Below are 21,529 nucleotides of genomic sequence, written 5' to 3'. Positions count from 1 at the left end.
CAACTAAGCCGTGACGCGGCGGGGTGTGACAGAAAACGCACACCGGGCGCTGTAGGGAGTACGGGCCGCCGCGCGGCCCGTGCCGCGCGACGGCCGGGGCCTCTCCTGTGGGGGGTGGCGGCTCCGGCCGTTGCCATGGCGGGTACCGCCGGCTCGCGGCACCGCCGAGCGGTGACATCCGGCGCTCGCAGAAATCCCTTACTGGTGACGGCCCTTGGGCTCGGAGCGCTTGGAGTCGCTCCGGTTCTTGCCCGCGCCGTTGCCCGACTCGCCGCTCCCGGCATGGCCGGGCTGGTTCGCCCCGCCGTTGTCCGCCGTGGAAGAGCCGCCGCCCCGGTCGGGATCGCCGTTCCCGGAGCCACCGCTCCCGCTCTTGGGCTCGGTCAGTTGTTCGGCGCAGTACGCCGTGACGTTCCTCTCACCACCCGCGGCGGTCACCAGACGCTGCCAGGCCGTCGCTTCCATGGCCTCGCCGTGCCTCCCGGCCCGCTCGTAGGCGCGGCAGTGGGCCTCGGTGTCCTGCGCGGGGGACGGCCGGCCGGGGTGGGCCGGGGCCGAGCCGGTGCCGGAGCCGGGGCTGTGGCTGCCACGGGGAGGTTTCCCGGCCGGGTCGTGCGGGGCGCTGCTCGGGGCGGGCTTGCGGTCGGGGGCGTCCGTGGTGCCCTCCTGCGGCGACCCCGCCGCGCCGATCGCCGCCACGGCGACACCGCCCAGCGTGAGACTGGCGAGCAGCACGGAGAGCGTGGTCTTCAGGGACCGGCCCCGGTGCCGCCGCTCCCCGGACCGCCAGTCGTCCCGGCGGTGGCCGCGGGTGCGCAGGGCCCCGGCGTCCCGGGCGGCCCGGAAGGCGGCCACGGCCCGCTGCTCGGCCTCGGCGTCGACACCGTCCCTGATGAGGGAGGCGATGAGCAGCGCCTCGACGTCGGAGTCCAGGAGGGTGTGACGGCAACCACGGCCGGACAGCCCGCCGCCGCTCTGCCGTTCACCCATGTCCGTATCCGTCCCTGCTCGATCCGATCGATCCGTCCGCCCCGGTGGCGCCGCCCGGGCCCCCAGGTCCCACCAGTACGTCCCGCCGGTCCGCCCTGTTCAGGGCGCGGGGTCCGCGCGACCCGCCCGGACCGTGAGCGAAACCGCCGGTTCCGCTCATGTCGACTCACCCAGCGTCCGGGGGGCCTCATCCGTCACACTCTCCACGCCCAGCTGCCCGGCGAGGCGTTTCAGTCCCCGGTAGGCGGCCGTGCGTACCGCGCCCGGCCGCTTGCCCAGGACCCGCGCGGCGGCCGGGCCGTCGAGGCCGACCACGACACGCAGCAGCACGGCCTCGGCCTGGTCGCGCGGCAGCCCCCGGACCAGCTCCAGGGCGCGCTCGGTGGACATGGCCTCCAGCGCCTGGTCGTGCGTGCTCTGCGGCCCGGGCAGTTCCAGGACGTCCTGCTCCAGCGCGGACGACCGGGGCCGTACCCGCTGACGGCGCAGGTGGTCCAGCGCCCGGTGCCGGGCGATGGTCGCCGTCCAGCCCCGGAAGCCGGCCCCGTCGCCCCGGAACCGGCCGAGGTCCCGGGCGATCTCCAGCCAGGCGTCGGACGCCACGTCCTCCGCGTCGTCCCCGACCAGGCCGCGCAGATAGCCGAGCAGCCCGGGCTGCACGAACCGGTAGGCGACCGCGAAGGCCGCCTCGTCACCCTGCTGGGCCCGCGCGACGGCCGCGCCCAGTTCCCCGTCGTACGCCTGCCCGCGCCGGGGTTCCGCTCCCTGACCCAAGTACCGTCCTCGTCCGTGCCGAGTGCGCGCCCTCCCACGGTGATCAGCGCCGGTCCGCGCGGAAGTGTCACAGCGCGCCGGATGCCGGGGGCCCGCGACCGTTCGGGTCAACCCGGCCCGCCGTCCTCGGGAGCCCGGCCCCGCGGAGGTTTCGGCCGAGTTCGGCACCGGGGAGCTCTGCTCGCGATGCAACCGCCCACGAAAGGCGAGCGCCGTATGACACCCCGCCTCCTGCGCACCGCCGTCGCCACCGTCCTGACCCTCGGTGCCCTCGGCCTGAACCAGCCCGCCCGGGCCTCCTCCTCGGACGGTGTGCACACCGTCCGCGTGCCGGACGGCGACCCGCACGAGCGGTCCCTCGCCCCGCGCACCACCGAACCGTTCAGCCTGGTCGGGGTCACCTGGGACGATCCGGACGCGACGCTGGACGGCACCGCACAGGTGCGCACCCGCTCGCGCGAGAGCGGCGCCTGGAGCACGTGGCGTCCCCTGGAGACCGACGTCCGTACGCCCGAGGCCGGCCCCGACCGTGACCGGGCCGGCGTGCGCGGCAGCACCCAGCCGCTGTGGACCGGACCCTCGGACGGCGTCCAGGTGCGGGTCTCGGGTTCGCGCCTGCCGGCGGGGCTGCGCGTCGAACTGGTCGACCCCGAGGCCGGGTCGGGCGCCGTGCACACCGCGGTCGTCGAGCCGGAGGAGGCCGGGCCGGCCGCCGGTCCGCTCTCCGCCGAGCGGCCCGTCGTGACCGCGCGCTCCTCCTGGGGCGCCGACGAGTCCCTGGTGAAGGACCCGCCCACCTACACCGGTGACACCCAGGCGATGTTCGTCCACCACACGGCGGGCACCAACGACTACACGTGCTCCGAGTCGGCGTCGATCGTGCGCGGCGTCTTCCTCTACCACGTGAAGAGCAACGGCTGGAACGACATCGGCTACCACTTCCTCGTCGACAAGTGCGGCACCGTCTTCGAGGGCCGTGCGGGCGGCATCGACAAGCCCGTCCTCGGCGCACACACCTACGGGTTCAACACCGCCACCAGCAGCGTCTCGGTGCTCGGCGACTACTCCACGGCCGCCACCGATGCCGTCGTGCGCGAGTCGGTCGCGAAGGTCGCGGCCTGGAAGCTCGGCCTCTACGGCATCGACCCGACCGGGACGGTCGTGCTGACCTCCGGTGCCGACAACGGCAAGTACAAGCTGGGTCAGAAGGTCACGTTCTCCCGCATCTCCGGCCACCGCGACGGCTACCCGACCGCGTGCCCCGGGCAGCACCTCTACGACGACCTGCCCGAGATCCGTACCCTGGCCGCGAACGCCGCCAAGCCCGCCGTGACCTCGCCGGAGCCACCGGGACTCTGGGACGAGGTCGTGGACGAGGGCGAGGACGTGGACGTGCTCGCGCGCTGACGCTATCGCCGGGGCGCGGCTCTCCCCGCGTCCCGGCACAGCAACCGCAGCGATCCATGGCCCGCGTAGCAGCGGCGGGCCTCCTCGATGGGGTCCCACAGGCGCCCGTCGGGGGTGCGGATCCAGTGGTCGCCGCCGGTCGCCCACCACTCGGCGCCGGTCTGACGCGCCATCACCTCACCGGCATAGGCGCCGAAGCCGCGCAGTACCTCCTGGACGGCGGCGTCGGGCGCTCCTTCCCGCCGTATCCCCTCGATCATCCGGTCGATGCTCCACAGGCTCTGCGCCGAGTAGTCGAGGCGCAGCCGTGCTCCCTCGCGCATCGTCGCCACCGTGTCCGCCGCCCACCGCAGCGGCTTGGCAGCCGCCGATGGCCTGGTCTCCGCTTGAGTCGTCACATCCCGGAAAGCGCTGCGGCGAAGCGTTTCGTCACCCGGATTCGGCGGCTCCCCCGAAGCGGCGCAGGACCGCCCCAGCTCGCTCAAGGGACAGTCACAGGACTCTTCCAGGAAGCGGGTTTAGGCCGGTCGGGACCCATCGGCCCGTCGCACCTTCAGCCCTGCCGGCGGCTCCGGCGGGACACCACCGCGCGCAGCACCCGACGCCCCTCGACCGACACCTCCAGCGCCCGGCGCAGACCGGCCGGGCCGTGTCCGGCCAGGACCTCCAGGACGGTGATCTGGCGGCGCAGTTCGGCGGCGACGAGGGGCGACATGCCCTCCGTCCGGCCCTCGCGGCGGGAGTCGACGGACGAGGCCTCGTCCTCGGCGGTGTCCAGGAGCCGGTGGATCTGGAGCGAGGCGACGGAGCAGGCGTCGGCCCACACCCGCACTCCGGCGGCGGACCGCTCGGCGGGAGCGGCCTCGAGCATCCGGTGGGCGAGCACGGCGGCCTCGTCGCCGGGGCCGGCCGCGTCCAGCTTGGCGCGCACCTGCTCCAGCCGCTCGCCCCACTCACCGGCGTCCGCGCCGTCGCCGAGGCTCGCCCACACCGGCCGCAGGATCTCGTCGTCGCCGCCCAGCAGGGGCACGCACCGATCCAAACAAGCCAGCCCGCTCGCGGCCAGCCCGCGTTCGTCGGCCTGTGCGATCAACTCCACCAGGCTCATCCACGTCTCCCTCCGCGGGCCGTCTCGGGGGCCCGATCAGGCCGCTACCGGCCTTCACCCCTCACGGAACCCGCACTTCCCCTTACTGCGCGCAACGGCCCCGGAGTGTCACAGGGGCACCACGCCCAGCCTGTCGAGGAAGCGGAACAACAGGTTTTCGGCCAGGAGATCGGGGTCTGACGTGAGTACGTCCAGCAGCGACTCGGCGTTCACTTCGCACCCGGCCTCGGCGGCCCAGCGCACGGCACGCTCGGCGGCGTCGCCGGGTTCCAGGAAGTAGTCCTCCAGCGTGAGGCCCTCGCGGCCCGCCCCCAGATACCCGGCCATGGCGGAGCGCGCGAGGCAGGTCGTCCACGCCCCGCTCTCGGGAGCCGCGGCCTCCAGCACCACGCACTCGCTGTTCATGACGTACCCGAAGAGCGCGGGCGCCCCGGTCTCCCGGGCGAGGGCGTTCATGTTCCCGATGTCGCCGTCGCCGCTCGGGTACTCCCACACCTGCCAGCCGCCCGGCGCGGAGGAGTGCCGCACGAGGCCCTCCGCGGCCCCCGCCAGCGCGTCCAGCTCCGGCAGCGGCCGCTCCCCCCGGCCCACGACGAAGTATCCCCAGTAGCCCATGTTCCGGTTCCCCCCGGCATATTCGATTCCCGCTGCGGTCAGAACACCACCACAGTCGTACGGGAGTTCGCAGCCGTATGGGGCAATTCGTGCCGGGTCAGCCGAGCCTGTCCGCCAGCGTCCGGAACTCCGCCCAGGACAGTTCGGGCTTGTCCGGGTCCCACAGCTTCTGGACGGTCGCCCGCAGCGGCATCCGGATCCCGGCCGCCACCTGCTCCTGCGTCTGGGAGTTCGCGAGGTCGCACCACACCGCGAACGACCCGCCGAGGATCTGGCCGTCGTAACGCGCCGGGACGGCCGCGGTGCCGCGCAGCACCCGCGGCGTCCACTGCTCGTAGATGCGCTGCCCCGTCGGATAGACGAAGGTCTGCGGCTCACCGAGCACGTAGTACAGGAACTCGTCGTTGTAGTTGATCACCTTGCGGCCCGCCTGGAGGTACTCCAGGGGCGCCCGGGCGCCGATCTCCTTGCCGGTCCAGTAGGCGACCTGGATGTCCTTGGCGGCCTGGACGGAGGTGCCGCGGAAGAAGCCGTCGTTCCACGCCCGCGGGACGCGCTGATGCCTGCGGACGGTGTCGGCCCGGTCGTTCAGCCAGCCGGTGGTGAGGTCGGCGACCGTCGCGCCGGAGCCGTACTTCTCCCGGGCCGCGGCGGCCAGCTGCGGGAACGAGGCCTCCGGGTTCGACCGGGTCAGTGCCTGGTACTCGTCGCCGCCGAGGTGCCAGGGCCCGCCGGGGAAGAGGTCCGCGTACTCGTTCAGCAGGTCGTCGACGATGTCGGCGCTCTCGGCCTTGGAGATGTCGATGGCGCCCTGCACCGCCGACCCCTGCGCGCTGCGCAGCTGCAGGTCGGGGTGGGCGTCGATGACCGCGCCGAGGTGTCCGGGCGAGTCGATCTCGGGCACGATCGTGATGTGCCGGCTCCGCGCGAGGTCGATGATCTTCCGCACCTGCGCCTTGGTCAGATGCTGCTGCGACACGATCTCGGGGTGCGAGCTGGACTCGATCCGGAACCCCTGGTCGTCGGAGAAGTGCAGTCCCAGCTGGTTGAACTTCAGGTCTCCCAGTTCCCGGATCCGGTCCTCGATCCAGCCGGCCGTGAAGTACTTGCGCGCGATGTCCAGCATGAACCCGCGCTGCGCCTTGGCCGGTTCGTCCTTCACGACGCCCTCGGGCGCCGTACCGCCGTCGTGCGTCTCCTGCTTGAGCGTGCGGGTGCCGTAGAAGACCCCGGTGTCGGACGGCCCCTTGATCTCCACCCGCCCGTCGCGCACGGTCATCACGTACGACTCGGGGTTCGCGCCCTTGCCGTCGTTGAGCGCCAGCCGCAGGTCCCCGGCTCGCCGGTCGTCCTTCTCGCCCGCGTACGCCATCCCCAGCTCGCCGGCGACCAGCCGCCCCTCGTCGGCCAGCGCCGGGTCGTCCACGACCACGCGGTTGCCCTTCTCGGGACGCCAGCCCGGGCCGCGCGCCGGCTCGTGCTCGCGCACGGCGGGGATGGTGCGGGGCGCCTCGGACAGGGGGTAGGAGCGGGTCGGGCTGGGGGTCGGGCTCGCCTCCGGCGCTCTGTCCGGGGGCGCCGCCGCGGTGGCCCCCTGCGAGGCCCCTGCCTCCTGGCCCGTGGACCCGCCGTCACCGCCCGAGGCCGCCCAGAGCCCAAGACTCACCCCGGCCGCGACCACGACCAGGGCTACCGCCATGGCCACGACCAGCACCTGTCGCTTGCTCTCCTGCTTCGCCGAAGCCCGGCGCCTGTGCTGACTCACACGGCCAACCTAAGACCCGGGGCCCCATGGCGCGCGTCCACCACGCGTTCCGAAACTCTCTCTCCCGGGTGAAATTCAGGCATCCTTCGGACACGTCATGGTCGTACTCGATAGCGTGACGTCACATCTCTCACAACTTGCCCTGCCGACACACGTGACGCCCACGAGGACCCACGCTGCCTGCGCACCGTCTCCCAGATCTCCCCGGTCGGCTCGCCATACCGGTGGAGCACTTCAACGCAGCCTCCGAGGAGGACCTGGAGCAGGCCCTCCTCTCCTGCCTGCGCAGCCTCCGCTGGGCCCGGCGTGTCGCGGAGCACCGCCCCTACCCGGACCTGGACTCCCTGCTGGCCGCCGCGGACGAGGCGGCCTACGACCTGACCTGGCCCGACCTCGCGGAGGCCCTGGCGGCGGAGCCGCTGCCCACCCTTCCGCCGGACGCCTACTCCGCGGCCCATACAGCCCTCAGCGCGGCCCACGCCGCCTACGAGGCCCGCTTCGGGCACGTGTTCGTCATCTGCCTGGACGGCCTGTCCCCGTCCGAGACCCTGGACCGTCTCCTCGCAGCCATCCGGTCACGATTGACCAACGATCCGGAGGAAGAGCGGGTGGTGACGGTGGAGGAGCTCCGGCGCCTCGCCAGGGGGCGGCTGCTGAACGCCCTCAAAGGCGCGGGGAACTGCGCGATCAACCACTGACGGCCCGCACCCCGCTGTCCCGGAGACACCTCCCGCCCCTGTGGCCGCACTAGCCCACCCGTACCTCTTTGCGTGCCAGTTTGATCACACCAGGGGACCCCCGCTCAGCCCGGCGGCAGCGCATCGCTACGATGCTGGGGGCCGGTGGACCGTACCCGGCCGGGCCCGACCGACACACCAAGCCGGCGCGGCCCCAATCCCCGCTCCCGGAGGAAACTTCCGTGCCGGCTGGAACGCTGTACCGCGGCCGGGAAGGAATGTGGTCCTGGGTGGCTCACCGAGTCACCGGCGTCCTCATCTTCTTCTTCCTGTTCGTTCACGTGCTGGACACCGCCCTCGTCCGTGTGTCCCCGGAGGCCTACGACACCGTCGTGGCCACGTACAAGACGCCGATCGTCGCGCTGCTGGAGTACGGCCTCGTCGCCGCCATCCTCTTCCACGCGCTCAACGGTCTGCGCGTCATCGCTGTCGACTTCTGGATCAAGGGCGCCCGCTACCAGAAGCAGATGCTCTGGACCGTCGTCGCCCTGTGGGTCGTGCTGATGCTCGGGGCCATCTACCCCGTCCTCGGCCACGCCGCTCGTGAACTCTTCGGGAGCTGACGCCAATGTCCACGTCTGAGAAGACCGCCGCCGGCGTCGGCCCCGTCGAGGGCGGCGCCGTCTACACCGTCGACAACCCGGCGCCCTTCATCGAGGCCCCGCGCCAGCGCACCCGCAAGAGCCCGAAGAGCACCCGTGGCAACTTCGAGCTGGCGGCCTGGCTGTTCATGCGCCTGTCGGGCGTCGTGCTGGTCGTGCTCGTCCTCGGCCACCTGCTGATCCAGCTCGTGCTGGACGGCGGCGTATCCAAGATCGGCTTCGCCTTCGTGGCGGGCCGCTGGGCGTCCCCGTTCTGGCAGGTCTGGGACCTGCTGATGCTGTGGCTCGCCATGCTGCACGGCGCCAACGGCCTGCGCACGGTCATCAACGACTACGCGGAGCGCGCGAACACCCGGCTGTGGCTCAAGGGCCTGCTCTACACCGCCACGGTGTTCACCATCCTGCTGGGCACGCTGGTGATCTTCACCTTCGACCCGAACATCCGCTAGGCACGGGGCTGCGAGAATCATGAAGATCCACAAGTACGACACCGTCATCGTCGGCGCCGGTGGCGCGGGCATGCGCGCGGCCATCGAGTCCACGAAGCGCAGCCGCACCGCCGTCCTGACCAAGCTCTACCCCACCCGCTCCCACACGGGCGCCGCGCAGGGCGGCATGGCCGCCGCGCTCGCCAACGTGGAGGAGGACAACTGGGAGTGGCACACCTTCGACACGGTCAAGGGCGGTGACTACCTGGTCGACCAGGACGCCGCCGAGATCCTGGCGAAGGAGGCCATCGACTCCGTCCTCGACCTGGAGAAGATGGGCCTGCCGTTCAACCGCACCCCGAACGGCACGATCGACCAGCGCCGCTTCGGCGGTCACAGCCGCAACCACGGCGAGGCCCCGGTCCGCCGCTCCTGCTACGCGGCCGACCGCACCGGCCACATGATCCTCCAGACGCTGTACCAGAACTGCGTCAAGGAGGGCGTGGAGTTCTACAACGAGTTCTACGTCCTGGACCAGCTGATCACCGAGGTCGACGGCGTCAAGAAGTCGGCCGGTGTCGTGGCGTACGAGCTGGCCACCGGTGAGATCCATGTCTTCCACGCGAAGTCCGTGATCTACGCCTCCGGCGGCTGCGGCAAGTTCTTCAAGGTGACGTCCAACGCGCACACGCTGACCGGTGACGGCCAGGCGGCGGTCTACCGCCGCGGTCTGCCGCTGGAGGACATGGAGTTCTTCCAGTTCCACCCGACCGGCATCTGGCGCATGGGCATCCTGCTGACGGAGGGCGCCCGCGGTGAGGGCGGCATCCTCCGCAACAAGGACGGCGAGCGCTTCATGGAGAAGTACGCGCCGGTCATGAAGGACCTGGCGTCGCGTGACGTCGTGTCCCGCTCCATCTACACGGAGATCCGTGAGGGCCGCGGCTGCGGTCCCGAGGGCGACCACGTCTACCTCGACCTCACCCACCTCCCGCCGGAGCAGCTGGACGCCAAGCTCCCGGACATCACGGAGTTCGCCCGCACCTACCTCGGCATCGAGCCCTACACGGACCCGATCCCGATCCAGCCCACCGCGCACTACGCCATGGGCGGCATCCCGACGAACGTCGAGGGTGAGGTCCTGGCGGACAACACCACCGTCGTCCCGGGCCTGTACGCGGCCGGCGAGGTCGCCTGCGTGTCCGTGCACGGCGCCAACCGCCTCGGCACCAACTCGCTGCTGGACATCAACGTCTTCGGCAAGCGCGCGGGCATCGCCGCCGCGGAGTACGCGCAGAAGGCGGAGTTCGTCGAGCTGCCGGAGAACCCGGCGGAGCTCGTGATCTCGCAGGTGGAGCGGCTGCGCGACTCCACCGGCACCGAGCGGGTGGCGGAGCTGCGGCGCGAGCTGCAGGAGACCATGGACGCCAACGTCATGGTGTTCCGCACCGAGCAGACGATCAAGACGGCGGTCGAGAAGATCGCGGAGCTGCGCGAGCGCTACCGGAACGTGTCGATCCAGGACAAGGGCAAGCGGTTCAACACGGACCTGCTGGAGGCCATCGAGCTGGGCAACCTGCTCGACCTCGCCGAGGTCATGGCCGTCTCCGCGCTCGCCCGCAAGGAGTCCCGCGGCGGTCACTACCGCGAGGACTACCCGAACCGCGACGACGTCAACTTCATGCGGCACACCATGGCGTACCGCGAGGTCGGCGCCGACGGTTCCGAAACCGTCCGTCTCGACTACAAGCCGGTCGTCCAGACCCGCTACCAGCCGATGGAGCGTAAGTACTGATGGCTACCCCTGTTCTGGACAAGGAAGACGCGGCCGGCAAGCCCGAGCCCGGTTTCGCCGACTCCCCCTACATCACGGTCACCTTCCGCATCCGCCGCTTCAACCCGGAGGTCGCGGCGGAGGCGGTGTGGGAAGACTTCCAGGTGGAGATCGACCCCAAGGAGCGTGTCCTCGACGCACTCCACAAGATCAAGTGGGACCTGGACGGCACGCTGACGTTCCGCCGTTCCTGCGCGCACGGCATCTGCGGCTCGGACGCCATGCGGATCAACGGCAAGAACCGCCTTGCCTGCAAGACGCTGATCAAGGACATCAACCCCGAGAAGCCGATCACGGTCGAGGCCATCAAGGGCCTCACGGTCCTGAAGGACCTCGTGGTCGACATGGAGCCGTTCTTCCAGGCGTACCGCGACGTCATGCCCTTCCTCATCACGAAGGACACGAACGAGCCGACGCGTGAGCGTCTCCAGACCGCCGAGGACCGCGAGCGCTTCGACGATACGACGAAGTGCATCCTCTGCGCGGCCTGCACCACGTCGTGCCCGGTCTTCTGGAACGACGGCCAGTACTTCGGCCCGGCCGCCATCGTCAACGCGCACCGCTTCATCTTCGACTCGCGTGACGAGGCCGGCGAGCAGCGCCTGGAGATCCTCAACGACCGCGACGGCGTCTGGCGCTGCCGCACGACCTTCAACTGCACGGACGCCTGCCCGCGCGGTATCGAGGTCACGAAGGCGATCGCGGAAGTGAAGCGTGCACTGATCACGCGCCGCTACTGAGGTCGGCCGCTTGCGCTTGAGGGCCCTGTTTCCGCTGGAAACAGGGCCCTCCGGCATATGCCACACCATCGGGTGAACGCGGCGGAACGGGCCGCACGGACGTCGTCCTGCCTACGATGATGCTCTCGACACCAGCCCCCCAGGAGGCACCTGATGTCCGCAGCTTCCGTCGAGCAGCCCTTCCACGAAGAAGAGCCGGTCACCCTGACGACCATCGCCGACGAGATCATGGAGCGCCATCCGGGCTACCGCGTCGAGATCATCGGAGGCCATCTCCTCGTGACCCCGTCCCCGGATGCACCTCATGCCCGTGCCCTGACCAAACTCATGCGCCCGTTCATCGCAGCAGGGCTGGACGACGGCGAGACCGAGGTTCTCCAGAACGTCGGGCTCTGGCTCCCCACCGGTGGCGAGGACTACGCCATTCCCGACCTCGTGGTGGTGGACGCCGACATCGACGACCACCTCGTCGAGAACAACGCGTACGACCCCGCCTGCTTCCGTCTCGTTCTCGAGGTCACCTCCGGCAACTGGAAGGACGACCTGAAGACCAAGGTCGCCGCCTACGCCGAGGCCAAGGTCCCGGTCTACGTCGTCGTGGACCGCAAGCACCAGCGCCTCCATGTCCTGACCGACCCGGCCGGAAGCACCTACGAGAACCACCGCCCGCACGCCTCCGGCGAGCTCGTTACTCTCCCGGACTCCATCGGCGCGAAGGTGACCCTCGACGTGGCGGAGATTCTCAAGGCCGGCCAGGCGAGAACGAGCGACTGAGTCGCGGGGCCTCGGAACCGGCCAGATTCAGGCCGGTTCCGGCCACCCATCGTAGGGCTCCTGTGACTGATGTGGCCGGGTGTGGCCAGACTGACGCCCATGACGCCCCTGAGGAAAGCCGTCGTCGCGCTCGTGGCCACGGCCGCCACGCTGCTGCCGGTATCCCCCACAGCCTCGGCAAGCCCCTCCCCCGTCCTCGCACGCGAGACCTTCGACCGCCTTCCCCTCGGCCCGGTCACCGAAGGCCGCGGGTGGACCACTGACACGTCCGACGGCACGCTGACGATCGCCCGTTCGTCGTCCGGCCACGGCCGCGAACTCCGCATCCGCACCCAGGGCAACGGCCGCGCCTTCCTGGTCTTCCCCGACCTCAAGCCGCCCGGCAACAGCTTCTGGGCCCGGCTGCGGCTGCGCGTGGACGCCTTCCCGACCGCTCCCGACTGGGCGCACTGGACCCTCGCGGAGGCGTCCGGTTCCGACTCCCCCACCCTGGTCCGCCCGCTCGGCGGGCAGTACGCACCCACGGACAAGGGCAACTTCTACGGCGTCGGCTCTGATCTCGGCCCCACCGGCGACTGGACGTCCTGGAAGACCTCGGCGCCCGCGCGGGCGGGTGTCTGGCAGTGCGTCGAGTTCCATCTGGACGCCACCGACAACCGCGTCACCGTCTACTTCGACGGCGTGCCCCAGCCCGATCTGACCGTCTCCACCGACCAACACGGCGGCACGTCGGACCCGTTCGTCTTCCCGTCCTTCGACCGGCTCAAGCTGGGCTGGCAGCTGTACCAGGCCGACCCGAGCCCGTCGTCGTACGAGGTGCGGATGGACGACATCGCGCTGAGTACGCGGCGGGTGGGGGGCTGTCAGGGCTGAGCACGGAACCGGCGTGATCGACCCCAACCAGCAGGGTCTGCCGCATGCATTTCCTGCAGACCCTGCTTCGTTCATCGTTCTGCGATTGCCGCGGTCTGCATCAGACGATCACGACGCACCCCTGTCCGAAACGGCGGCAGGAGCGCACGCACTCGCTTATCCCGTTACCAGCTCACGCATTCGCGCGATTAGATCACGAGATCCGAGGTCTCCCGACAGACGAACAAGCCGCTCGTGATACTCCTCGCTGATCGACAACTCGTCTTCGTAAATCCATGAGCACATCGTGTCGAAAGCCAGGGCGTACTCTCCGGCGGCGAGAAGGTCGCGCACATCGACTGCAACTGAAGGCGCAGTGATGGGAGACTCCTCTAGCAGTTCTTCGATCTTGGCGACGTACTCTACGGCTTCCACTGCGCCTCCATCAGGGTCGATACGGGAAGCCGGTCACAACTCGGTCCGTTGCAGGTTCATAAATGACCCTGATGTCCACGCCGTCCACTGCTCCTGTCGATCTCAGCTCGCTGGCCACAGCGGCGAACTCTTCGGGCGGTGAGGACAACGAATACGGCGGCTCCGGCTGGTCGAGCAGCGCCATGCCTCATCTGATGGGCACGCCGAGCGCCAACGGCGACACGATTCCTGACATCTGGGCCGTCCTGGCCGATGGATCGGTTCGATTCCATGCGGGCAGCAAGACCGCGCCGAGCGGCTCGGGTACGGAGGTCATCGCCCGGGCCGACTACTGGAAGACCCGTACAGACATCGGGTGACGCCGCCATGAGCCGGGGTCGGCTTCGGAAGAGTCGACCCCGGCTTCGTTCACAGCTGGCTCAGGATCGTAGGGTCCGTGATCTTCGTGTCGGCCGCCAGCATCATCGCCTTGCTGAGGATGACGGCCAGCATGCGGTCGCCCTCGAAGGGGAGGTAGCCCGTCCCCCGAGCCGTCGGGTCGGACTTCGGGACGATGCAGAGGTACTGGTCGTTCGGGGTCATGAGGATGTTGCCTGAGCCGAGGTGGATCTTGTAGGTGTGGCGGTCGCCGCGGACGTGGAGGAAGCGGCCCTCCAGGGTGCAGCGGTCGGCTATCGCCAGGCGCGGGACGAGGCGTTCGAGCAGGAGCCTGCGGGTCTCGGCGCTCGCGTTCAGTTCGCCGAAGCCGTACGACGTCCAGTACTCCCGGAAGCGGCCGCCCGGGCCGCCGTCCTGCCAGGTCGGGTCGTTGCCGATGCTGGCGACGCCGACGAACAGGTCGACGTCGCGCAGGACTTCGGAGAGGACCAGGGGCGGGATGTCCTCCAGGGGGAGCGGCTCGACGGGTTCCTGGCCGTCGCGGAGCCACATGGCGTACTCGCCGCCGCAGCAGTGGGCGGAGTTCTCCGGGGCGTCGATCGGGTAGAAGCGGACCTGGTCGGTGCGCAGGCGCAGATAGCTGCCGGACTCGGTGGTGTCGATGCCGTACTCCTCGCCGTCGCCCTCGATCCAGTACTCGGCGCGCAGGCCCCACTGGGGCAGCTCGCGGGTGGCGGGCGGTGCCGAGTCGTCGACGCACAGGCGCAGCTTGTTGCGCCAGCCGCGCAGCGCCGCCAGGGAGTTGAACTGGTGCTGGCGCAGGACGTGCGCCGCGAAGCGGTTGGAGTAGGTGCGTGTGGCCCGCTCGGCGTCCGTGAGCAGGTAGATCTCGCGATGGGCCTGTTTGAACGGCTGGGTGATGCCGTGCCGCTCCAGCCAGTCGCGCCAGGCGACGATCTCGGCTGGTTCGCGGCCGACCGGATGCCAGAGTTCGACCCTCGTGCCCTCCGTGAGGGGGTCGTCGGCGAGGGTGCGCAGTTCCCCGTCCGCGTAGCCGGCCGGCCTGCCGTCGATCGTCCACAGCAGGCGGCGGGCCAGTGTGCCGACCAGGGGGTGGTCGAGGTAGCGCTCGCGCCAGACGGCGTACGGCCAGGCGCGGCGGGCCAGGAACTGGCGGTCCAGGCGCTCGCTCTGCGCCGAGAGCATCTTGTCGATGTCCTTGACCGCGGTCTTCAGGTCCTTCAGTGCGTCGGGGTGGTCGCGCTTGACCGCTGCCGGGACGCTCTTGACCGGCTTGCCGGCCGCGTTGCGCCAGCTCAGCACGGCCCGGGTGCCGTGGATCTCCAGCAGGGCCGTCGCCTCGCCGAGGCGGTGCGTGGCCCGGCCGACCTCCGTCAGGCCGTACGCCGGGACCGCCAGTTCCTCGATCTCCTCGCGGCTGAGGCCGAGCGCGGTGGCCCGGGCCTCCAGGGCCGTGTCGAGGAGCTTGGCCGTGTTCTTGTACGTCACCCGCGTGCCCAGCCGGGCCAGTTCGGCCAGGGCCGCTTCGGAGTCGATGCGGGCCAGCGCGACGACACCCGCGTTGGCGACCTTGGGGTTGCGGGGGCCGATGCCCGCGACCTTCTTCAGGGAGGTCTCGACCAGGAGGCCCAGGGCCCGCGCGACCTCGGGCCGGGGCGGCAGCAGGGAGAGCAGCCAGGCCAGGCCGCGCAGGGCCGTCGCGTTGTACGGGTCGTAGGCGTTGTTGACGTCCGTCTCCCACTCGCGACGCTCCAGCGGCAGCGTGCGGGGGCGGCCGACGAGCGCGAGCCAGGTCAGGACCGTCTCGCGGACGGCGTCCGCGCCGAGGGTGTCCAGCAGGGCCAGCGCGCCCTTGTCCCACTTCGCGTTCGGCTTGGAGGCGGTGGCCGTCATGGCGTACCGCAGGAGGGCCTGCCAGTCGGGGGTCGTGGCGTCGCTCAGGGCCTGATCGGCCCATGCCTCGCCGACGCTGAGGACGGGGTCGGTGAGCTGCCGGGCCAGCCCGACGAGGTCGCTCGCGCGGTAGGCGTCCAGGGCCGCGCGGCGGACGACGGCCACGACGGGCGCGGGCAGGGGGCGGCCGGCGGCCAGTTCGGCGCGGATCAGGACCTCGAAGCGCAACGCGTAGAAGAAGGACTGTCGCCGGCCGAGGTCGTCCAGGGCCTTGCGGCGCTCGGCGGCCAGCGGATCGTCGGCGAGGCCCTCGGAGATCATGCCGCACAGGACGAGATGGCGGCAGCGGGCCTCCGTGTCGTCACCGGCCCGGTGGAAGCGGTCGGCCAGGGCGTGCAGCAGCTCGCGGCGGCGGTCGGCGGGCAGCTCGCGGAGCCGGTCGAGCACCTGCTCCCACTCTCCGCCCCAGATGCCGCGGCGGGAGTCCAGGACGCTCAGGACCTCGTCGGCGACCTGCTCCATGTCGCCGCCGGCGATGGGGTCGCGCAGCCGGTCGAGGTGCGACCGGGGGGTACCGGAGGCGCTCATCAGCCACCCACCAGGGGGACGAGTTTCAGGAACGTGACCTCGGTGCCGAGCGTCAGCTCGATCTCCTCGTCCGGGTCGGTGACCTGACGGTCTCCCACCAGCACCAGGAAGCCGTTGCCCGCGAAGGCCCGCTCGGCCAGGGCCGTCTGCGCCTCGGGGTCGATGCGGCGGGGCGTGCGCACCGCGTACCCGTTCAGCACGCGCTCGGTGTCCTGCGGCTGTACCAGGCCCTGGAAGACCTCCGGCCTGCGGGCGTTGTACTCCGCGACCTCCTGGAACACCCGGCGCCGGATCAGTTCCCGTACGGTCAGCCGCTCTTCGGCGATCTCCAGCCCCCAGGCCGTGCGCCGCTCCCCCGTCGTCGTCTCGTCGACGAACGTCACGATTCCCATGCCGAGGACAGTACGGGGCACCACTGACAATCACCCCGGACCTTGTGTTGAACATGTTCAAAAGTAGGTCTAGAGTCATCCCCGACAGCGTTTTGAACGTGTTCAAGAAGGGTGGGGCAATGGACCGCACGGTCATCGCCTATGTCATCTACCTGCTGGTCAGCATCGGTCTGACCGTCTGGGTGGCCCGCACGCTCAGCCGGAACGGCAGGGTCTTCCTCGCCGACGTGCTGCACGGCAACGAGAAGCTCGCCGATGCCGTCAACCACCTCCTGGTGGTCGGCTTCTACCTGGTCAACCTCGGGTTCGTCGCGCTGTACCTGAGCGGTGACGGGACCATCACCGACGCCCGCGGCATCTTCGAGGCCCTGTCGACGAAGCTCGGCGTGGTGCTGCTGGTGCTCGGTGTGATGCACCTGGCCAACGTCTACGTGCTGAACCGGATCCGGCGCCGGGGGGCCATGGAGCGGGAGCAGGTGCCGCCGGTGCCGCCGCAGGGCTGGGTCGCCCCGTCGGCGCGGGCCTGAGCGGAGGCCCAGGTGAACGCCACCGGCACCGACGCGACCGGCATGGACACACCCGCACCGCTCCGCCGGCTCACCGTCCTGTACGACGCCGAGTGCTCCCTGTGCGCGTTCCTGCGCGACTGGCTCCTGCGGCAGCCCAAGCTGGTGCCGCTGGAGCTGGTCCCGGCCGCCTCCGAGGAGGCCCGGCGGCGCTTTCCCGGCCTCGACCACGGCGCCACCCTCGACGAGATCACCGTCGTCGGTGACGCCGGGCAGATCTACCAGGGACCCGCCGCCTGGGTGGTGACCCTGTGGGCGCTGCGCGAACACCGGCCGCTGGCCCACCGGCTGAGCACCCCGTCCGGCGCTCTGCTCGCCAGGGGCGCGGTGCTCGCCGCCGCCAAGTGGCGCGGGGCGCAGTGGCACCGGGGGCAGCGCGGCGGGGCGCAGTGGGGCGGCCGGGTGTACCGGCGGGCGGACGGATGGTCGTACGCCCCGGACAGCGGCTGGAGCTACACCGCGCCGGGCTGCGCCGACGGCAGATGCGCCCCTCGGTGACCGCACCGGTACTGACGTTAGGCTCTCTTCCCGTGCCCGCGAAGAACGACGGCCCCGACGACGGCGCCACCCCGACCAAGTCCGAGCAGACCCGCGCCCTGATCCTGGAGACGGCCATGCGGCTGTTCCAGGAGCGTGGCTACGACAAGACCACGATGCGGGCCATCGCCAAGGAGGCCGGGGTCTCCGTCGGCAACGCCTACTACTACTTCGCGGGCAAGGAGCACCTGATCCAGGGCTTCTACGACCGGATCGCCGCCGAGCACCAGGTGGCGGTCCGGGAGATCCTGGACCGGGAGACCGACCTGGAGGCCCGGCTCGCGGGGGTGCTGCGGGCCTGGCTGGACATCGCCGCGCCCTACCACGAGTTCGCGGTGCAGTTCTTCAAGAACGCCGCCGACCCCGACAGCCCGCTCAGCCCCTTCTCCCCGGAGTCGGAGCACGCGCGCGAGGAGGCCATCAGCGTCCACCGGGACGTGCTGGCCGGGGCGACGAAGACCAAGGTGCCCGAGGAACTGCGCGACATCCTGCCCGAGTTGATGTGGCTGTCCCAGATGGGACTGTGCCTGTACTGGATCTTCGACCGGACCGAGGGCCGCGAGCGCAGCTACCGGCTCGCCGAACGCGGTGCCCGGCTCACCGCGCGGGGCGTGGCCCTGGCCCGCTTCCGGGTGCTGCGGCCGCTCGTGCGCGAGGTGCACGAGCTGTTCACGGACTTCCTGCCGGGGATGACGCACGCCATCCCGGATCCGGCGGCCCGGCGGCGTTCCGAGCCCTGAGAGGCGAGCGGAGCGGGTCGTCCAGGGTTCAGAGGTTCAGAGGGTGGTGAGACTCCACAGGCGGAACACACCCGTGCCGTCCGACAGGTACTGGCCGCCGCCGACGTCCTCGGTGGTGACGACGTACTCCTTGGCCTGCCACAGCGGCAGCACCGGCACGTCCTCGGCGACGGTCTGCTGCACCGAACGGAAGTCCTGGTCGGCCTCGGTCCGCTCGGCGAAGCGCCGGCTGTCCTTGATGAGCCGGTCGACGGTCTTGCTGCTGTAGCCGGTGTTCATGGCGCTGCCGGTGCCGACGAGCGCGGCGCCGAAGGTGTCCGGGTCGGGGAAGTCGGCGACCCAGCCGACGGCGTACGCGTCGAGTTTGCCGGTCGCCCACTGCTTCTGGAAGGCGGTCCACTCGTAGCCCTTGAGGGTGACCTGGAACAGGCCGCTCGCCTCCAGCTCCTTCTTGATCTCGGCCGCCTCCTGCTCACCGGCGCCGCGGCCCTTGGCGTAGCCGTAGGTGAAGTGCACGGGCAGGCTGACGCCGGCCTGGGTGAGCAGCTGCCGGGCCTTCTTCGGGTCGGGCTTCGGGTAGTCGTCGAAGAACGAGGTGGTGTGCCCGGTGAGGCCGGCGGGGATCAGGGAGTACAGCGGGTCGACGGTGCCGTCGTAGACGGTGGCGGCCAGTTGTTCGCGGTCGATCAGCCAGGCCATGGCCTGGCGGACCTTCGCCTCGTGCAGCGGGTTGCCCGCGCGGGTGTTGAAGTACAGGTTCCGGGTCTCGGAGCCGTCCGCCTCGTAGACGCGCTGGCCGGGGTCGCTGGGGTTGAGGCCGGCCAGGACGCCGGGCGGCAGCTGGTCGGTCGCGACCTCGACCTGCTTGTCCTTCCAGGCGGTGTCCAGGGCCTCGGGGGTGGCGTAGTAGCGCAGGTCGACGGGCCGTCCGGGGCCGCCGGTGACGGCCCCCCGGTAGTGCTGGCTGGGCGTGAGGACCGCGTCGCGGTCCTTGGTGTACGAGGTGAGGGTGTACGGGCCGGTGCCGTCGACGCCGGTGTCGGTACGCAGCTTCCCGGCCGGGTACGCGGTGTGGTCGACGATCGAGCCGGCGCCGGTGGCCACCTTGAAGGGGAACGTCGCGTCCGGGGAGGTCAGGTGGAAGGTGACGGTCATGCCGTCGGCGTCCACGGAACCGAGCGTGCCCAGCAGGGAGGCCGGGCCGACCGGGGCCTTGATCTTCAGGATCCGGTCGAAGGAGTACTTCACGTCCTCGGCGTCCATCGCGCGGCCGCTGGGGAAGGTGAGACCCTCGCGCAGCTCGCAGCGGTAGGTGGTGAGGTCGCCGTGCGCGAAGGCGCAGCTCTTGGCCGCGTCCGGCACGGGGGCGGTGCCGCCCGGCGCGAAGGTCAGCAGCGACTGGAAGACGTTGCTGAACAGCGCCCAGGAGCCCGCGTCGTAGGCACCGGCCGGGTCGAGCGAGGTGACGCCGTCCGTCGTGCCGACCGTGATGGTCTTCCCGTCGCCCTTCGACGGCAGGAGCTGCCAGGCGCCCACGCCCGCGGCGGCCAGGACCAGCAGCCCCGCGAGTATCCGTATGCGAACCGATCGCATCGGCTGTGCCCTCCCCAGGCCCTTTGAGGCCCGTTGGGGCCCTTGTGCGTATGCCACACCCTTCGTGGCGGGCTCACCCAATCACAGGGTTTTGACCAGGGGGAAGGGAGATCCGATGAGTTGGGGAAGTTCTTACCGATGCGCGTTTCGGTCCGGTTTCACAGCTCTCTCACAGCGTGTGCGCGCTCAGGCCTGCTTCGACGCGAGCTCGATCACGGTGATGTCCGACGGCGCTCCCACCCGGGTGGGCGGGCCCCAGGCGCCGGCGCCGCGCGAGACGTAGAGCTGGGTGTCGCCGTAGCGCTCCAGGCCCGCGAGGGTGGGGTTCGCGCCGGAGGCGATGAGGTTGCCGGGCCAGAGCTGGCCGCCGTGGGTGTGGCCGGAGAGCTGGAGGTCGACGCCGTGCTCGACGGCGTCGTGGATCTGGACGGGCTGGTGGGCGAGCAGCACGCACGCGCGTGCGGTGTCCCGGTCACCGAGCGCCTTCGCGAAGTCGGGGCCCTGGCCCTCGTCCTCGCCCGCGACGTCGTTGACTCCGGCGAGGTCGAAGTACGGCATCTCCCGGCGGGCGTTCTCCAGGGGGTCGATGCCCAGGCGGCGGACCTCCTCGACCCACTGCTCGGCGCCGGAGAAGTACTCGTGGTTGCCGGTGACGAAGTAGGACCCGTGACGGGCCCTCAGCTGGGCGAGCGGGGCCGCCGCGGGTCCCAGGTCCTTCACACTGCCGTCGACCAGGTCGCCGACGACCGCGATCAGGTCGGGCTGGGTCGCGTTGATCGTGTCGACGACCTTCTGCGCGAAGCCGCGTCCCAGGACCGGGCCGAGGTGCACGTCACTGACCACGGCGATCCGGTACCCGTGCGCGGCGCGCGGCAGCTTGGCGAGGGGCACGGTGACCCGCTTGACCCGCGGCCCGCGCAGCACGCCGTACGTCCCGTACCCCACGGTCCCGACGGCGGCGGCCGCGGCGGCCCCGGCGACGACCCGCGAGACGAAGAGCCGACGGGAGGGCGAGGGAGGGGTGGCAGGCGGCTGGGGGGAGGCCTCGGGGGCGTCCGGCGCGGGGTCGGCCTGCGGGTGAAGGGCGGTCGCGCCACGGGCGCGGCCGGGCTGCGAGGCGGTCGCGGGCGCCGTCCCGGAGGCAGCCTCTCCACCGGAGCCGCCCGCCTGCGAGGCGGTCGCGGGTGCGGTGGGCGCGTCGCTGCCGTTCTCCTGCGGCGCGGCCGTCGGAGTCCCGGCGCCGCTGCCGTTGCCCTGGGGGCCGTCCGCCCCCGGGGAGGCGCTCGCGGTGGGGGTGCGGTCCGCGGGTGAGTCGGGTGCCGTGGTCGGCGCCGTGGCTCCGGCCGAGGCGTGCGGGCCGGGCTCGGAGGCAGCGGACTGCTCGGCGGCCGCCGGGCGCCGGTCCTGGTTCGTTCGTCTCGCGCGGTGGTCGAGGAAGCGGCGCAGGAGCGGGCGGACGATCTCTCCCGCCAGCACCGCCAGCAGCAGGTATATCGACAGCGCAAGCCACAGGAAGCCCGGCCAGGCCAGGACCTGCTGGAGCCGGAACGGGGCGCCCGAGCGTTCGGCGACCAGGGCCGTGATCGCCAGGACCCAGCCGCCGGCGATCAGGACCGCGCCCGCGCGGCGCACGAGGCCCGGGCCGCTGGTCGTGTCGCGGAACAGGCGGCGCCACACGTACCAGTTGGCCGTCACGACGACGGCCAGGACCAGCACGGCGACGACTACGAAAACGATGACCACGGTGTCGTGTCTCCCGA

Annotated in this window: 23 protein-coding genes; 12 read left to right on the top strand and 11 right to left on the bottom strand. The window is 71.1% G+C overall.

The window, feature by feature from the left end:
- Positions 1-198: 198 nt before the first annotated feature.
- Together ACFY9E_RS26045 and ACFY9E_RS26040 are read right to left on the bottom strand one after the other, a co-directional pair.
- The gene (locus ACFY9E_RS26045) at positions 199-990 is read right to left on the bottom strand and encodes a hypothetical protein (RefSeq protein WP_390987943.1); all 792 of its coding nucleotides are present in this window, start codon (positions 988-990) and stop codon (positions 199-201) included.
- A 156-nt stretch (positions 991-1,146) separates the two neighbouring features.
- Positions 1,147-1,764, bottom strand: a complete 618-nt coding sequence (locus tag ACFY9E_RS26040) for a sigma-70 family RNA polymerase sigma factor (protein WP_390987942.1) — start codon at positions 1,762-1,764, stop codon at positions 1,147-1,149.
- A 216-nt stretch (positions 1,765-1,980) separates the two neighbouring features.
- On the opposite strand from ACFY9E_RS26040, the gene ACFY9E_RS26035 reads away from it, so the two are divergent.
- Positions 1,981-3,171 carry an N-acetylmuramoyl-L-alanine amidase gene (locus ACFY9E_RS26035; protein WP_390987940.1) on the top strand — a complete coding sequence of 397 codons (1,191 nt, stop codon included), beginning with the start codon at positions 1,981-1,983 and terminating at the stop codon, positions 3,169-3,171.
- 2 nt (positions 3,172-3,173) lie between these two features.
- Here the strand turns inward: ACFY9E_RS26035 and ACFY9E_RS26030 are convergent, their stop codons facing one another.
- From ACFY9E_RS26030 to ACFY9E_RS26015, 4 genes are all read right to left on the bottom strand, one after another.
- Positions 3,174-3,569: a hypothetical protein gene (locus ACFY9E_RS26030; RefSeq protein WP_390987938.1), complete on the bottom strand. Its 396-nt coding sequence runs from the start codon at positions 3,567-3,569 to the stop codon at positions 3,174-3,176.
- A 155-nt stretch (positions 3,570-3,724) separates the two neighbouring features.
- Positions 3,725-4,279, bottom strand: a complete 555-nt coding sequence (locus ACFY9E_RS26025; RefSeq protein WP_390987936.1) for a hypothetical protein — start codon at positions 4,277-4,279, stop codon at positions 3,725-3,727.
- A 108-nt stretch (positions 4,280-4,387) separates the two neighbouring features.
- Positions 4,388-4,894 (bottom strand): hypothetical protein, encoded by a 507-nt coding sequence (locus tag ACFY9E_RS26020; protein WP_390987934.1) that lies wholly within the window; start codon positions 4,892-4,894, stop codon positions 4,388-4,390.
- A gap of 97 nt (positions 4,895-4,991) precedes the next feature.
- Complete coding sequence (locus ACFY9E_RS26015) at positions 4,992-6,593, bottom strand: family 20 glycosylhydrolase (RefSeq protein WP_390988386.1); 1,602 nt, start codon at positions 6,591-6,593, stop codon at positions 4,992-4,994.
- A 290-nt stretch (positions 6,594-6,883) separates the two neighbouring features.
- Here ACFY9E_RS26015 and ACFY9E_RS26010 point away from each other — a divergent pair, with 290 nt between their 5' ends.
- The 7 genes from ACFY9E_RS26010 to ACFY9E_RS25980 all read left to right on the top strand — a co-directional run bounded on the left by ACFY9E_RS26010 (position 6,884) and on the right by ACFY9E_RS25980 (position 12,647).
- Entirely contained in the window at positions 6,884-7,357 is a 474-nt protein-coding gene (locus ACFY9E_RS26010) for a 2-oxo-4-hydroxy-4-carboxy-5-ureidoimidazoline decarboxylase (RefSeq protein WP_390987933.1), read from the top strand.
- Between the two features lie 221 nt (positions 7,358-7,578).
- A complete protein-coding gene (gene sdhC, locus ACFY9E_RS26005; RefSeq protein WP_031107855.1) occupies positions 7,579-7,959 on the top strand; it encodes a succinate dehydrogenase, cytochrome b556 subunit in 381 nt (126 codons plus the stop codon).
- Between the two features lie 5 nt (positions 7,960-7,964).
- Positions 7,965-8,447 carry a succinate dehydrogenase hydrophobic membrane anchor subunit gene (locus ACFY9E_RS26000; protein ID WP_390987931.1) on the top strand — a complete coding sequence of 161 codons (483 nt, stop codon included), beginning with the start codon at positions 7,965-7,967 and terminating at the stop codon, positions 8,445-8,447.
- Positions 8,448-8,466: 19 nt separating this feature from the next.
- Positions 8,467-10,221: a succinate dehydrogenase flavoprotein subunit gene (gene sdhA, locus ACFY9E_RS25995; RefSeq protein WP_390987929.1), complete on the top strand. Its 1,755-nt coding sequence runs from the start codon at positions 8,467-8,469 to the stop codon at positions 10,219-10,221.
- Entirely contained in the window at positions 10,221-11,000 is a 780-nt protein-coding gene (locus ACFY9E_RS25990) for a succinate dehydrogenase iron-sulfur subunit (protein WP_390987927.1), read from the top strand. Before sdhA ends, ACFY9E_RS25990 begins: the two co-directional genes overlap by 1 nt.
- A gap of 153 nt (positions 11,001-11,153) precedes the next feature.
- Complete coding sequence (locus ACFY9E_RS25985; protein ID WP_390987925.1) at positions 11,154-11,774, top strand: Uma2 family endonuclease; 621 nt, start codon at positions 11,154-11,156, stop codon at positions 11,772-11,774.
- A 99-nt stretch (positions 11,775-11,873) separates the two neighbouring features.
- The gene (locus ACFY9E_RS25980; protein WP_390987924.1) at positions 11,874-12,647 is read left to right on the top strand and encodes a hypothetical protein; all 774 of its coding nucleotides are present in this window, start codon (positions 11,874-11,876) and stop codon (positions 12,645-12,647) included.
- Positions 12,648-12,803: 156 nt separating this feature from the next.
- Here ACFY9E_RS25980 and ACFY9E_RS25975 read toward each other — a convergent pair whose 3' ends face one another.
- The gene (locus ACFY9E_RS25975; protein ID WP_390987923.1) at positions 12,804-13,061 is read right to left on the bottom strand and encodes a MafI family immunity protein; all 258 of its coding nucleotides are present in this window, start codon (positions 13,059-13,061) and stop codon (positions 12,804-12,806) included.
- A 62-nt stretch (positions 13,062-13,123) separates the two neighbouring features.
- Between ACFY9E_RS25975 and ACFY9E_RS25970 the strand changes: the two genes are divergently transcribed.
- On the top strand, positions 13,124-13,420 hold the full coding sequence (locus ACFY9E_RS25970) for a hypothetical protein (protein WP_390987922.1): 297 nt from the start codon (positions 13,124-13,126) through the stop codon (positions 13,418-13,420).
- 49 nt (positions 13,421-13,469) lie between these two features.
- Here the strand turns inward: ACFY9E_RS25970 and ACFY9E_RS25965 are convergent, their stop codons facing one another.
- Entirely contained in the window at positions 13,470-15,941 is a 2,472-nt protein-coding gene (locus ACFY9E_RS25965) for a DUF4132 domain-containing protein (RefSeq protein WP_390987921.1), read from the bottom strand.
- The gene (locus tag ACFY9E_RS25960) at positions 15,941-16,333 is read right to left on the bottom strand and encodes a hypothetical protein (RefSeq protein ID WP_390987919.1); all 393 of its coding nucleotides are present in this window, start codon (positions 16,331-16,333) and stop codon (positions 15,941-15,943) included. The genes ACFY9E_RS25965 and ACFY9E_RS25960 overlap by 1 nt, the downstream gene beginning before the upstream one ends.
- 119 nt (positions 16,334-16,452) lie before the next feature.
- Between ACFY9E_RS25960 and ACFY9E_RS25955 the strand changes: the two genes are divergently transcribed.
- From ACFY9E_RS25955 to ACFY9E_RS25945, 3 genes are read left to right on the top strand one after another with little or no spacing between them, the layout of a single operon-like run.
- Complete coding sequence (locus ACFY9E_RS25955) at positions 16,453-16,860, top strand: hypothetical protein (RefSeq protein WP_390987918.1); 408 nt, start codon at positions 16,453-16,455, stop codon at positions 16,858-16,860.
- Positions 16,861-16,902: 42 nt separating this feature from the next.
- Positions 16,903-17,397 (top strand): DCC1-like thiol-disulfide oxidoreductase family protein, encoded by a 495-nt coding sequence (locus tag ACFY9E_RS25950; RefSeq protein WP_390988384.1) that lies wholly within the window; start codon positions 16,903-16,905, stop codon positions 17,395-17,397.
- 32 nt (positions 17,398-17,429) lie between these two features.
- A complete protein-coding gene (locus ACFY9E_RS25945; RefSeq protein ID WP_390987916.1) occupies positions 17,430-18,176 on the top strand; it encodes a TetR family transcriptional regulator in 747 nt (248 codons plus the stop codon).
- 36 nt (positions 18,177-18,212) lie between these two features.
- Here the strand turns inward: ACFY9E_RS25945 and ACFY9E_RS25940 are convergent, their stop codons facing one another.
- Positions 18,213-19,769 carry an ABC transporter substrate-binding protein gene (locus ACFY9E_RS25940; protein WP_390987915.1) on the bottom strand — a complete coding sequence of 519 codons (1,557 nt, stop codon included), beginning with the start codon at positions 19,767-19,769 and terminating at the stop codon, positions 18,213-18,215.
- Positions 19,770-19,955: 186 nt separating this feature from the next.
- Positions 19,956-21,512 carry a metallophosphoesterase gene (locus ACFY9E_RS25935; protein ID WP_390987913.1) on the bottom strand — a complete coding sequence of 519 codons (1,557 nt, stop codon included), beginning with the start codon at positions 21,510-21,512 and terminating at the stop codon, positions 19,956-19,958.
- Positions 21,513-21,529 lie beyond the last annotated feature (17 nt).

This window comes from Streptomyces sp. NPDC012466, assembly GCF_042955215.1.
Taxonomy (GTDB): domain Bacteria; phylum Actinomycetota; class Actinomycetes; order Streptomycetales; family Streptomycetaceae; genus Streptomyces.
This window is presented reverse-complemented; position numbering and strand designations above follow the sequence as displayed.